Source organism: Alteribacillus persepolensis (assembly GCF_900099605.1).
GTDB lineage: Bacteria > Bacillota > Bacilli > Bacillales > Marinococcaceae > Alteribacillus > Alteribacillus persepolensis.
The window spans coordinates 22,314-34,330 of the sequence record NZ_FNDK01000013.1 but is presented as its reverse complement, the minus strand read 5'-3'; the positions used below and the strand labels follow the sequence as shown (position 1 = coordinate 34,330).

Below are 12,017 nucleotides of genomic sequence, written 5' to 3'. Positions count from 1 at the left end.
GATACTCATCTATTAAACAAAAGGAGGGAAACCGATGCTTTCCAATATTGGTATACCCGGATTAATTCTCGTACTTGTTATTGCGCTTATTATTTTTGGCCCGTCAAAACTTCCTGAAATTGGACGTGCTTTTGGAAGTACATTAAAAGAGTTTAAGAAAGCAACGAATGATCTTGTCAATGGAGATGAACAAAATAAAACATCCGAAAGAAACCTTCAGGCAGTAGAAAAAAATGAAGAAAAAACAGGAAGTTAATGTAAAAAAATGTAGGCAGGTTCTACCTGCTTACATTTTTGCATGTACCACAGAAAGGAGTTTTACATACTATGTCTGAAGAAATGAACATCGTTGACCATATAGGCGAACTGCGCAAAAGAATACTTATTACGTTGTTCTCTTTTCTTATTGCCTTTGTTGTATCATTTATTTTTGTACGTGATATCTATCTTTTTCTTGTGAAAGACTTAGAAGATCAGCTGGCTTTACTTGGGCCAGCCGATATCTTGTGGGTATACATGATGATTGCAGGCACTTCTGCGCTCGCCGTGACCCTCCCTATTGCTGCACTGCAAGTATGGAAATTTGTGCAGCCGGCACTGACAAAAACCGAACAAAAAACGACACTTGGTTTTATTCCTGCCTTGTTTTTTTTGTTTCTTGCAGGTATTGGTTTTGGATATTTTATTTTGTTTCCTCTCGTTGTTTCTTTTTTAGAAGGACTGGCCGGTAATGATTTTGCTACCTTCTTTACAGTCGAAAAATACTTTACATTTATGCTCCATCTTACCGTTCCATTTGGCTTTCTGTTTGAAATGCCTGCGGTTATTATGTTTTTAACAAAACTGGGTATTATCGACCCAGTCAAATTAGCAAAAGCAAGAAAATACTCGTATTTAGCACTCGTTGCTTTGTCTGTATTAATTACTCCGCCTGACTTTATGTCCGACGTGCTAGTTATTATTCCTTTATTAGGTTTATATGAAATAAGCATTATGATTAGCCGAATCGTATATCGAAAACGATTAACGAACATGCCAAGCTCTTCTTAAACCTTTTTTCATTACTTTCTTCGTAACCTGTTTCGTTCGCTCTTTCATCATAGCTGTGAACGGTTATCAACGGACTGCAGCTGATGACCGTTCTCACATCATTGTATGAGCTTTTCTCTACCTTCTCCGCATTTTTCCATTCATATGGCTTTGGAAAATCCATAACACTTGTTAGAATAAACGACAGACAACGATAAAAAGGAAGTTGAAATGATGCCAAACCATAAAACATTGCAGGACGTAACATTGTCTGTCTTAGACTTATCTCCTATTTTGACAGGACACACCATCCGAGACTCTTACAATCACACGCGCGATTTAGCCCAGCATGCGGAAAAATGGGGATACCGCCGCTATTGGCTGGCTGAACACCATAATATGCCGTTTATCGGAAGTTCTGCCACGTCCGTGCTTATTGGACATATTGCTGAGAATACCTCTACGATTCGTGTCGGCTCAGGTGGCATTATGCTCCCAAATCATGCCCCCCTTCTCATTGCTGAACAATTCGGAACGCTTGAGACGCTGTATCCTGGACGGATTGACTTAGGTTTAGGACGTGCACCAGGTACCGATCAATTCACTGCTCATGCCCTGCGCAGGCATACAGGGAGTGATGGAAGTGATTTTCCTCAGCTTCTAGATGAATTGCGCAGTTATTTACAACCTTTATCTAACCAAAAGATGAAACGGGTGCGTGCTATTCCGGGACAAGGATTGGACATACCGGTATGGCTCTTAGGTTCAAGTGGATTTAGCGCTCAACTAGCCGGGCAGCTCGGACTTCCATTTGCATTTGCCAGCCACTTTTCACCGGAAAATACATTGCCTGCCCTCGACTTGTACCGCCGCTCCTTTACACCATCTGATGTTTTGGAAGAACCATATGCTATGGTTGGACTAAATGTTATCGCGGCAGAAACAGATGAAGAAGCAGAATACTTAAGCACTACCCATCAACAGCGTATATTAAACCAAATGCGAAATGTTGAAGAACCGTTGCAGCCGCCGATTGAAAACATGGATGACATTGCGACAGAATACGAAAAGATGCTCATTCAACAGCGTTTTTCCGCTTCCATTTTTGGCGGCCCTGATACCGTCGCAGAAAAAATGCAAACATTTTTACATGACACGCAAGCCGATGAAATCATGATTAATACACAAGTATATGAGCATCAAAAACGCCTGCGTTCATATGAAATTGTCGCAGATATCACTAAATAGTAATGGTAAGCCGGCACCAGCGCAGGTGCTGGCTTTTTGCATATTCGTTTGACAATAATTATGGCTTTCTGTATCGTATAAAATGTAACTGTTTTTGTTACAAGGTGGGGAACAATCATGATAAACAGCCGTTTAAGTGTAGCTATTCATATTTTATCGCTTCTTGCCGCTTATCCGCACGAAAGATTAACATCTGAATTTATCGCACAAAGCGTGAACACTAATCCGGTCGTTGTCCGGCGAATTTCAGGGTTACTTAGAAAAAAAGGACTCATTCATACCAGACCCGGAACTGCAGGTGCCGTTATTGCCAGACCGCCGGATTCTATCCGTTTACTGGATATATATGAAGCTGTCTTTTCAGACAATGCATTGTTTTCTGTTCACGAAAACCCTAATCCAAATTGTCCTGTAGGCAAGCGGATACAAGAAACATTAGATGATACATTTGTGCGTGTCGAAGAAGCAATGAAAACCGAATTAGCCAATCAATCGCTGCAGGATATTACAGAACACCTTTTTTCTTAAAAGAAGGTGTCTCTTCACGCTTCACTTGTAACAATTTCAGTTACAACAAAGATATAGGAGGAATAACAATGAAAATAGGAGTTGTTGGCGCAACTGGAAAAGCAGGACAACTTATTGTAAGAGAGGCCCTTAACCGCGGTCATGATGTCACCGCCATTGTTCGTGACGCAGCGAAAGTGAGGGAAAGTATACCTGTTATCGAACGAGACATTTTTCATATTCGTACGGATGATATAGCTGGTTTTGATGCAGTGGTTAATAGTTTCGGCGCACCGCTGGGAGAAGAGCAGCCACATGTGGATGCCGGCCACACGCTCATTGATGCCCTGCAAGGCACCGACACAAGATTGTTTGTCGTAGGTGGTGCTGGCAGCTTATATGTAGATGAAGAAAAAACCACTCGCTTAATTGACACTCCTGCATTTCCTGATGCGATTAAACCAACAGCTAATGGACAAGGGCGCAACCTCGAAGCCTTGCAAAATACTTCCTCTATCCGCTGGACATTTTTAAGCCCTGCTGCTGAATTTGACCCGGAAGGACAGCGAAGCGGCAGGTATAAAAAAGGCAAAGATCACCTTATCACAAATAATGAAGGAAAAAGTTATATCAGTTATGCCGATTATGCCATTGCGGTTGTCGATGAAATCGAAAACGAAGAGCATATCAATGAACGTTTCACCGTTGTTAGCGAATCAAACTAATAAGCAGGAAATACTTCTTCAAAAACGGGGCGCTAATTATGGAAGCCCCGTTTTTTATACTACAATAACAATGATGAACACACGCTGAAAGAAAGCAGACTAAATGATAGGTTTACTGCTTACGTTTTCGTTTTAATTTTTAAAGAAAACATGCTCTGCATGTATCTCGTCGTCTAAAATCAGCTTTCCAAATGAATAATACGGCAATTTCCGCTTATCGGTCACAGATCCCGGATTAAATAACATTGTTTTGCCCGTAAATTTCAATACAGGCAAGTGCGAGTGGCCAAAGACAATGATGTCTACATGTTCGTTAAATGCTTCAACTGCGCGTTTCTCTGTCGTTTTCTTATCTCCGTGCCCATGCACAATACCGATTTTCCATCCGTTAGCTTCTACCACTTGTTTTTCCGGCATCAATTGTTTGATGTCTTCACCGTCTACGTTTCCAGACACACCATACAGTTTGCCGTATTGCTGCAGCTCATGAAATACCTCTTTTGCCTGCCAGTCTCCAGCATGAATGATACAGTCCGCTTCTTCTAACTCCTGAAGCAGCCGATTGGGCAGCACTTTGGCTTTTTTTGGGATATGTGTATCCGATACAATAATTACTTTCACCGACAGTCCCTCCTTTTTCACATTATGAAGCAGAATCTTTTACAACGATTTGTACATCATAATAAAATGGTTTCTGCAAAAAGAAAAGGAGGCATGCAACATGACTAAACGTATTCTTATGGTCGTAACGAACCACACCACGATTACTGATGATCACAAAACCGGTTTATGGCTCGAGGAATTTGCTGTTCCATATAACGTTTTTAAAGAAAATGGCTTTGATGTAAAAGTAACGAGCATCGAAGGCGGCGAAGTACCGCTTGATCCTAACAGTATAGAAGACAAAGCTGAATGGAAAGGTGCTGAAGCTGAATTACAAGACACAGCAACATTAAGCGAAGATGATAAGGACGGCTTTGACGCCATTTTCCTTCCGGGCGGCCACGGAACGATGTTTGATTTCCCAGAAAATAAAACGCTGCAAAACGTGCTGCAGCACTTTGCGGAAAATAATAAGGTGATTAGCGCTGTTTGCCACGGTCCTGCCGGCTTCGTCAACGCAACATACCAAGACGGCACATCAATTGTTGACGGTAAAAAAGTAGCTGCTTTCACCGATGAAGAAGAAAAAGAAATGCAGCTTGATACGCACATGCCATTCATGCTCGAATCTACTCTGCGTGAAAAAGGGGCTGACTTCCAACAAGGAGAGAAATGGACAGACTACTCCGTAGCTGATGGTCGCCTCGTCACTGGTCAAAATCCACAGTCAAGCAGAAGTACAGCAGAAAAAGTCGTAGAGGCCCTGCAATAAAACAAATTATGCCTCCACAGTCCCCCTGTTCAACCATCTTCCCCCATTTCGCCGCAAAAGGCGGGATGGGGGTTATTTTGTTGTATTTGTTTCATAGGCATATTCATTTAATCTTTCCTTGTCCAAAGTGATGTATGGCAGTACAGCTTTCTAGAAAATAAAACCTATAAAAAGGTTATCTTACCACTTTTTAGGTAAAAAGAATGATGGAAAGTGCAGCGTTTTACATGTACTGGATATTTTGTTACTCTTTTCACATCACGATGTAGAAAGAAGGAATATTTCATGACAGACAATCTTCAACCGCCTTATCGCGCTGATCACGTTGGCAGTTTGCTGCGTTCTAATCGCATTAAAGAAGCACGCGGTCAGTATGAGAAGCAGCAAATCACCAGACAGCAGCTGCGTGACATAGAAAATGAAGAAATCACACGAATTGTAGGAAAACAAAAAGAAGTTGGCTTGCAAGCCGTCACAGACGGAGAATTCCGCCGGAGCTGGTGGCATTTTGACTTCTTGGAAAACTTAGATGGCGTACAAGGATACGACACAGACAGCGGTATTCAGTTCCAAGCAACCAAAACAAAATCTCATTCTATTAAAATTACTGGGAAGCTTGGCTTTAGCAATCACCCAATGTTAGAAGATTTTTCCTTTTTACAAAAAGCAGCAGGAGATTACACTGCTAAAATGACTATTCCGAGCCCAAGCATGCTGCATTTTCGCGGTGAAATGGAGGCTGATATGTATCAAGACAATGAAGAAGCTTTCTTTACTGACTTAGCTAAAGCTTACCAGCAAGCAATAAAAGCTTTTTATGATGCGGGCTGCCGTTATTTGCAGCTTGATGATACATCTTGGGCTTATTTTTGTTCCGATGAGCAGCTAGAAAAAATACGAGAAAAAGGGCAGGATCCAGAAAAGCTAAAGAAATGGTATCAATATACTATCAACACAGCTCTTGAGAACAAACCAGCAGACATGAAGATTACTATGCACATCTGCCGCGGCAATTTCCGCTCTACCTGGATTTCATCAGGGGGTTATGAGCCCGTAGCTGAAATTTTGTTTGACGGTCTGAATGTTGATGGCTTTTTCTTAGAATATGACAGCGACCGTGCCGGTGGGTTTGAGCCGCTTCGTTTTGTAAAACGAAAAGATTTGCAAATTGTACTAGGGCTCATCACATCCAAGTCTGGTGAATTAGAAAATGCCGACGACGTAAAACGCCGCATCGAAGAAGCTTCTACATATGTCCCGCTGGAGCAGCTGAACGTCAGCCCGCAGTGCGGCTTTGCATCCACAGAAGAAGGCAACTTGCTTACAGAAGAAGAACAATGGGAGAAACTTCGTCACGTTGTCTCCATTGCTGCGGATATTTGGAAGTAATTACCGCCTTACCGTCCTATCGAATAGGACGGTTTTTTTATACTAGAAAAATATCAAGTGTTGGAATGGATGAACGACCGGCATTCTCAACACGTTGAAAAGCCCTATATACGTCACTCGTACCAGAAAATATCGCCTGCATGAAGGAATGAGCACCAGTCTAGCCGTATTTTCTTTATTGTCCAGCTAAGGACGCCGCTTCACATAATTATATGACGCCTTTGTCTTGCAGCTCCGCAATTGCTTCTTCTGATACACCGTAATCTTTTAACACCGCTTCTGTTTGCTCGCCTAATAAGGGCGGATGCATTCTGGCTTTCAGTTTTGCATGCTTAAAACGAATGGGATTTTTTACGATGTTGATTTCACCGAGTTTAGGATGTACTGTCGTCTCTACCATTTCTCGTGCTTTTACTTGCGGGTGTTGGAATACTTGTTCGACATTGTTCACTTGTCCACACGGAATCATTGCAGATGATAACCTTGTTTCCCACTCTGCTGCACTTTTTTCTGCAAACACTTCCACCAGGCATTCACGAAGCTCTTTGCGATGGGCAATACGTTGTTCATTCGTTTGAAAGCGAGAATCTTCTTTCCATTCCGGATGCCCCATTACTTGCGCCAACTGCTGAAACATACGGTCATTCCCGACTGCTACCATAATGGGTCTATCTGCACAATCAAATGTTTCATAAGGCGTAATATTGTGATGGGTGTTGCCAACTCGTGTGGACACATGGCCTTTAAGCAAATAACTGCTTGCCACATTTGCAAGCGAAGCTACCTGCACATCCAAAAGGGATAAGTCAATATGCTCGCCTTCCCCCGTCAAGTCACGCTTTCGCAAAGACGCTAAAACACTAATTGCCACGTAATGCGACGTCATAATATCAACTACAGGAATACCTACTCTCGTAGCTTCTCCATCGGGCTGGCCCGTCACATCCATCAGACCCCCTGCCGCTTGTATGACCGGATCATAACCTGGCAGCTGTTTATAAGGACCTGTTTGTCCATATCCAGTGATAGAGCATAAAATGATGTCCTTTTTTAACTTTTGCAGCGTGTCGTAACCAAAGCCCAGCCGATTGAGCGTTCCTGTTTTAAAGTTTTCAATAATAACATCCGCATCTTTGGCTAACTGCTTAAACAATGCTTTGCCTTCATCTGATTTTAAGTTTATAGTAACCGATTTTTTATTTCGATTAGCTAAAAGGTAATACGTGCTTTCGTCTCCAACAAACGGCCACCAGTGTCGAATATCATCTTTGCCTGCTGGCGCTTCGATACGAATCACCTCTGCTCCGAGGTCTGCCAGCTGCATCGACCCAAGCGGCCCTGCAAGCACACGTGACAAATCCAGCACTTTTATCCCATCTAACGGCAGCATCAAAGAACGTCCCTCCTGAAAGCAGTTTGTAATCATTTATCTGTAAACGGCCAAGCTGGAAGCGTTTTGCGTAATGGTTTGTCTTGATTATATCCGAGCACATACCGTGCCTGCATAATTGTATGAATTTCACGAGTTCCCTCATAAATGACCGGAGCTTTGGAATTTCGTAAATAGCGTTCCACTGGATATTCATTGGAATAACCATACGCCCCATGGATTTGGACAGCGTCGTTTGCAGCTTCATTAGCAAAATCACAAGCCTGCCATTTCGCCAGTGACGTTTCTTTTGTGTTTCGTTTGCCGGTATTTTTTAGCTCCCCCGCTTTATATACAAGCAAACGACTCATCTCTAATCCCGCTTCCATTTTGGCAATCATTTGCTGGACAAGCTGATGCTTTCCGATTTCTTTTCCAAATGTTTTGCGTTCACGACAATAGTTCACGCTTGCTTCTAAACAAGCCATAATTAATCCACACGCCCCGGCAGCTACGGTAAAACGGCCATTGTCAAGTGCGGACATAGCAATTTTAAATCCTTCACCTTCGTTACCGATGCGATTTTCTTTTGGGATTTTCACTCCATCAAGAAAGATCTCTCCAGTATTACCGCCTCTTATTCCGAGCTTTCCTTTTAAGGCTTTTGAAGAAAACCCAGCACGGTCCCGCTCTACAACAAATGCGGAGATGCCGCGGTGCTTTTTTGCTTTATCAGTGTGGGCAAAGATAAGAAAATGATCCGCATAATCACAAAGCGATATCCACGTTTTCGCTCCATTTAAAACATAAAAGTCACCCTGTTTTTCTGCTGTCGTTTGAATAGCCGCTACATCTGACCCAGCATTCGGCTCGGTCAAGCCAAAAGCGCCGATTTTTTCACCTTTTGCCTGCGGAATGAGAAAACGCTGCTTCTGCTCCTCACTGCCCCACTGCAGGAGTGTCATGCTGTTTAAGCCTGTGTGCACGGATATTGCTGTTCGGTAAGCAGTATCCCCTCGCTCTAATTCTTCACAAGCAATCGCAAGCGTATTATAATCCATGCCGCTTCCACCGTATTGTTCAGGAATGCATATTCCCATCATGCCTAACTCTTTCAAACGTGTGAAAATAGAGGCTTCAAAATGGCCTTTTTCATCCCATTCTTTCATATGTGGAATGATTTCTTTGTCCACAAACTGCCTCAGCATTTTTCGAACCATCATTTGTTCATCAGAATAACGAAAGTCCAAGGAAGTCCCTCCTGCTCATTAGAAAATCAATACCATTTATTAGCAGACTTCATGTTCATAAAACAGCTAGTCCGTCTCGGCAAAGCAAAAACAGAGAAGGCGTTCCCAAACAATGTATTCATGACAACGTTCTATTATGACAGCAGCACGTGCATAAATTTTTCTTATATACCAACAGAAATTATATATATATAATTTTATTAGCACGACAAACAGTTAATATCCTCCCATATTGGAAAAGAACGACTGTAAAAACTCAAAAAATAAACGTTCTGTTGGAAGCAGCTGCCTCTCCTGAGGAGTAATAACCCCTATCGTACGTGTTACTTCTGGATTTTCAATCATTTTTTTCACTGTAAAACGAGGGGTTGTATCTACTAGCGTTACTTCTGGTATTAAAGCCACGCCTAGCCCGGCAGACACTAAACCTTTTAATGCATCAACATCATCACCTTCAAAAGCAATTTCTGGAGTAAATCCTTGTTTTTTGCATTCATCAATCACAAGTTCACGAAAATATGCCCCTTCAGGCAGTACAATAAAAGGTTCATCTGCTAGATCTGTTAACCTTAAACTCTTTTTATTTGCATACTTATGATTTTGCGGCAGCAGTGCAATCACATTTTCAGTAAACAGCGTATACCCTTTTATATTCTTGTCATCTTCTGGAACAGGAGCTAGCAATCCTATATTAAATTCTCCATTTGCAACTTCATCGATTACATCAAAATAAATATTTTGTTTCAATTGAAATCTGGCATCCGGATATTCTTCCCGAAACGATGATATTGCCGTCGGCAGCGTGTAAGCTGCCATACTAATTGGATAGGTAATACGTATTGTACCTCTAGTAGGGTCCAAATGTTCTTTCACTTCACGCTTAGCACTTTCCAGCATTTTCAGCGCTTGCTGTGAACTTTCCAAAAACATTCTTCCAATGGGCGTCAGGCGAACCCTCCGCCCTTGTCTTACAAATAAATCAACTCCAAGCTCCGCTTCTAAATTATAAATTTGCCGGCTGACAGCCGATTGAGCAACATGCAAATTATCTGCTGCTTCTGTCATATGTTCTCGTTTCGCTACTTCCATAAAGTATTTCAACTGCCTCAATTCCAACGTTCTTTTCTCTCCTTTTAATCATCTCATTGTGCTATTGATATTATCTGTAATCCATATTGATTAGATGATTGGCTACATAATAAAATACACGTAAATCAATTAATACACAACGTGCCATCGTTACTCTTAAATAGTTTTAAAGTTATTCTTAAATAAATCCAAAACGTTATTTACTCTCTCACAGTAATATCAAGAATATTAGAAAGATTCAAATAAGGTGGTCATTATGTCTAAAAAAAACTGGAACTCCTGGCAAAAACAAGTGTTGCGCGAAGAATATGTAGACCCTGATATTGCAGAAAAAAACAGACAAAAACGCATACAGGAAATCAATAAAAAATATCGTTTCCGCGCATTCTCATCTGCCTACTATTCAGCTAAAGTTAAATAGTTTCTCCCCCCTTCCCTCCGTTCCTCTTTTTAGACTCATCTCAAAAATGCATAAAATTCATCTATTATTTATATTGTTTCTTTTCCGCAATGAATTATAGAATATTCCATAACAAATTTTTTAATAATTTTATAAATTGATTTGAGTCTGTGAGAGACAGATGAGTAACGTTGTGGAGGGATAGGAGAAACGATGGCAATGGTAGTGAACCAAACAAAGACAGATACACAAGCAGCTGAAAACTACATAAGTCAAGTGTTTGAAACGATTAAACAACGCAATCCCAATGAAACGGAATTTCACCAGGCAGTAAAAGAAATTTTTGATTCATTAGTTCCAGTATTTGCCAAAAACCCAAAATACATGGAACACGGTATTCTTGAAAGAATGGCAGAACCAGAACGTGTTATTTCGTTTCAAGTACCTTGGGTTGATGATGAAGGAAAAGTACAAGTAAATCGTGGTTTTCGCGTGCAATTTAATAGTGCAATTGGTCCATACAAAGGTGGATTGCGTTTTCATCCATCTGTAAATGCCAGCATTATCAAATTTTTAGGATTTGAACAAATTTTCAAAAACTCACTTACCGGTCTTCCTATTGGCGGTGGAAAAGGCGGATCTGACTTTGATCCAAAAGGAAAATCCGACGGTGAAGTTATGCGGTTTACACAAAGCTTTATGACTGAACTCGCCAAGCACATCGGCCCAGATATTGATGTTCCAGCAGGCGATATTGGTGTTGGCCCAAGGGAAATAGGTTATATGTTCGGCCAGTACAAAAAAATGCAAAAAGGATTTGAAGCTGGCGTGTTAACCGGAAAAGGTCTTGACTATGGCGGCAGTCTCACGCGAAAAGAGGCAACAGGCTATGGTACGGTTTATTTTGTCGAGGAAATGCTAAAAGACAAAAACCTTACGTTTAACGGAAGCACTGTTGTGGTTTCCGGGTCCGGCAACGTCTCTATTTACGCTATAGAAAAAGCTTCTGAATTAGGCGCAACTGTCGTTGCATGTAGTGATTCAAATGGCTATATTTATGACAAAAACGGAATCGATATTGATACGGTTCGTCGTTTAAAAGAAGTCGAAAGAAAACGCATCTCAGAATACGTAGAAGAACATCCAGACGCTGAATATCATGAAAATTGTACAGACATTTGGATGATTCCATGTGATATTGCCTTGCCTTGTGCAACACAAAATGAAATTGATGCAAATGCTGCCAAAATTCTAGTGGCTAATGACGTGAAAGCAGTTGGAGAAGGTGCTAATATGCCTTGTACACTAGAAGCCATTTCTATTTTCCAAGACAAAGGTGTATTATTTGGTCCTGCTAAAGCGGTAAATGCTGGCGGTGTTGCTGTATCGGCGCTTGAAATGTCTCAAAACAGCATGCGTTTATCCTGGACATTTGCTGAAGTAGATGCAAAATTAAAAGACATTATGACAACCATTTACCGCAACAGTGTCAAAGCTGCAGAAGAATACGGTGAACCTGACAATTTAGTGTTGGGAGCCAATATTGCCGGCTTTCTCAAAGTTGCTGACGCAATGGTAGAACAAGGTGTCTAAATAAACGTATATATACGAGCGGTGTGCATAAATTATGCACACC

General features: G+C 41.4%; 13 protein-coding genes. 9 read left to right on the top strand and 4 right to left on the bottom strand.

The annotated features are described in order from the left end of the window. Positions 1-34 precede the first annotated feature (34 nt). The 5 genes from BLT18_RS11050 (at position 35) to BLT18_RS11030 (ending at position 3,509) form a co-directional block, all read left to right on the top strand. Positions 35-256 (top strand): twin-arginine translocase TatA/TatE family subunit, encoded by a 222-nt coding sequence (locus BLT18_RS11050; protein WP_091273924.1) that lies wholly within the window; start codon positions 35-37, stop codon positions 254-256. Positions 257-327: 71 nt separating this feature from the next. Further along, the gene (gene tatC, locus BLT18_RS11045) at positions 328-1,050 is read left to right on the top strand and encodes a twin-arginine translocase subunit TatC (protein ID WP_091273922.1); all 723 of its coding nucleotides are present in this window, start codon (positions 328-330) and stop codon (positions 1,048-1,050) included. A 213-nt stretch (positions 1,051-1,263) separates the two neighbouring features. Beyond that, positions 1,264-2,277 carry an LLM class flavin-dependent oxidoreductase gene (locus tag BLT18_RS11040; protein ID WP_407639928.1) on the top strand — a complete coding sequence of 338 codons (1,014 nt, stop codon included), beginning with the start codon at positions 1,264-1,266 and terminating at the stop codon, positions 2,275-2,277. 117 nt (positions 2,278-2,394) lie between these two features. Beyond that, complete coding sequence (locus BLT18_RS11035; RefSeq protein ID WP_091273918.1) at positions 2,395-2,805, top strand: Rrf2 family transcriptional regulator; 411 nt, start codon at positions 2,395-2,397, stop codon at positions 2,803-2,805. Positions 2,806-2,873: 68 nt separating this feature from the next. Beyond that, the gene (locus BLT18_RS11030) at positions 2,874-3,509 is read left to right on the top strand and encodes an NAD(P)-dependent oxidoreductase (RefSeq protein WP_091273916.1); all 636 of its coding nucleotides are present in this window, start codon (positions 2,874-2,876) and stop codon (positions 3,507-3,509) included. A 132-nt stretch (positions 3,510-3,641) separates the two neighbouring features. On the opposite strand, the gene BLT18_RS11025 is transcribed toward BLT18_RS11030, so the two are convergent. Then, positions 3,642-4,130 (bottom strand): metallophosphoesterase family protein, encoded by a 489-nt coding sequence (locus tag BLT18_RS11025; RefSeq protein WP_091273914.1) that lies wholly within the window; start codon positions 4,128-4,130, stop codon positions 3,642-3,644. A 100-nt stretch (positions 4,131-4,230) separates the two neighbouring features. Between BLT18_RS11025 and BLT18_RS11020 the strand changes: the two genes are divergently transcribed. Together BLT18_RS11020 and BLT18_RS11015 are read left to right on the top strand one after the other, a co-directional pair. Then, the gene (locus tag BLT18_RS11020) at positions 4,231-4,884 is read left to right on the top strand and encodes a type 1 glutamine amidotransferase domain-containing protein (protein WP_091273912.1); all 654 of its coding nucleotides are present in this window, start codon (positions 4,231-4,233) and stop codon (positions 4,882-4,884) included. A gap of 285 nt (positions 4,885-5,169) precedes the next feature. After that, positions 5,170-6,273 carry a 5-methyltetrahydropteroyltriglutamate--homocysteine S-methyltransferase gene (locus tag BLT18_RS11015; protein ID WP_091273910.1) on the top strand — a complete coding sequence of 368 codons (1,104 nt, stop codon included), beginning with the start codon at positions 5,170-5,172 and terminating at the stop codon, positions 6,271-6,273. 208 nt (positions 6,274-6,481) lie between these two features. Here the strand turns inward: BLT18_RS11015 and BLT18_RS11010 are convergent, their stop codons facing one another. From BLT18_RS11010 to BLT18_RS11000, 3 genes are all read right to left on the bottom strand, one after another. Beyond that, positions 6,482-7,663 (bottom strand): CaiB/BaiF CoA transferase family protein, encoded by a 1,182-nt coding sequence (locus BLT18_RS11010; protein ID WP_091274007.1) that lies wholly within the window; start codon positions 7,661-7,663, stop codon positions 6,482-6,484. Positions 7,664-7,695: 32 nt separating this feature from the next. Beyond that, positions 7,696-8,865, bottom strand: a complete 1,170-nt coding sequence (locus BLT18_RS11005) for an acyl-CoA dehydrogenase family protein (protein ID WP_407639929.1) — start codon at positions 8,863-8,865, stop codon at positions 7,696-7,698. A 243-nt stretch (positions 8,866-9,108) separates the two neighbouring features. After that, a complete protein-coding gene (locus BLT18_RS11000) occupies positions 9,109-10,008 on the bottom strand; it encodes a LysR family transcriptional regulator (protein WP_091273906.1) in 900 nt (299 codons plus the stop codon). Between the two features lie 229 nt (positions 10,009-10,237). Between BLT18_RS11000 and BLT18_RS18225 the strand changes: the two genes are divergently transcribed. Beyond that, positions 10,238-10,402, top strand: coding sequence for a hypothetical protein (locus tag BLT18_RS18225; protein ID WP_175487476.1), 165 nt, complete (start codon positions 10,238-10,240; stop codon positions 10,400-10,402). Between the two features lie 192 nt (positions 10,403-10,594). Further along, entirely contained in the window at positions 10,595-11,974 is a 1,380-nt protein-coding gene (gene gdhA, locus BLT18_RS10995; protein ID WP_245705248.1) for an NADP-specific glutamate dehydrogenase, read from the top strand. Positions 11,975-12,017 lie beyond the last annotated feature (43 nt).

What these genes read in the sequence shown, in the direction of transcription:
- BLT18_RS11050 (WP_091273924.1), top strand. Translation starts at nt 35, where the DNA reads ATGCTTTCCAATATTGGTATACCCGGATTAATTCTCGTACTTGTTATT.
- tatC (WP_091273922.1), top strand. Translation starts at nt 328, where the DNA reads ATGTCTGAAGAAATGAACATCGTTGACCATATAGGCGAACTGCGCAAA.
- BLT18_RS11040 (WP_407639928.1), top strand. Translation starts at nt 1,264, where the DNA reads ATGCCAAACCATAAAACATTGCAGGACGTAACATTGTCTGTCTTAGAC.
- BLT18_RS11035 (WP_091273918.1), top strand. Translation starts at nt 2,395, where the DNA reads ATGATAAACAGCCGTTTAAGTGTAGCTATTCATATTTTATCGCTTCTT.
- BLT18_RS11030 (WP_091273916.1), top strand. Translation starts at nt 2,874, where the DNA reads ATGAAAATAGGAGTTGTTGGCGCAACTGGAAAAGCAGGACAACTTATT.
- BLT18_RS11020 (WP_091273912.1), top strand. Translation starts at nt 4,231, where the DNA reads ATGACTAAACGTATTCTTATGGTCGTAACGAACCACACCACGATTACT.
- BLT18_RS11015 (WP_091273910.1), top strand. Translation starts at nt 5,170, where the DNA reads ATGACAGACAATCTTCAACCGCCTTATCGCGCTGATCACGTTGGCAGT.
- BLT18_RS11010 (WP_091274007.1), bottom strand. Translation starts at nt 7,663, where the DNA reads ATGCTGCCGTTAGATGGGATAAAAGTGCTGGATTTGTCACGTGTGCTT.
- BLT18_RS11005 (WP_407639929.1), bottom strand. Translation starts at nt 8,865, where the DNA reads ATGATGGTTCGAAAAATGCTGAGGCAGTTTGTGGACAAAGAAATCATT.
- BLT18_RS18225 (WP_175487476.1), top strand. Translation starts at nt 10,238, where the DNA reads ATGTCTAAAAAAAACTGGAACTCCTGGCAAAAACAAGTGTTGCGCGAA.
- gdhA (WP_245705248.1), top strand. Translation starts at nt 10,595, where the DNA reads ATGGCAATGGTAGTGAACCAAACAAAGACAGATACACAAGCAGCTGAA.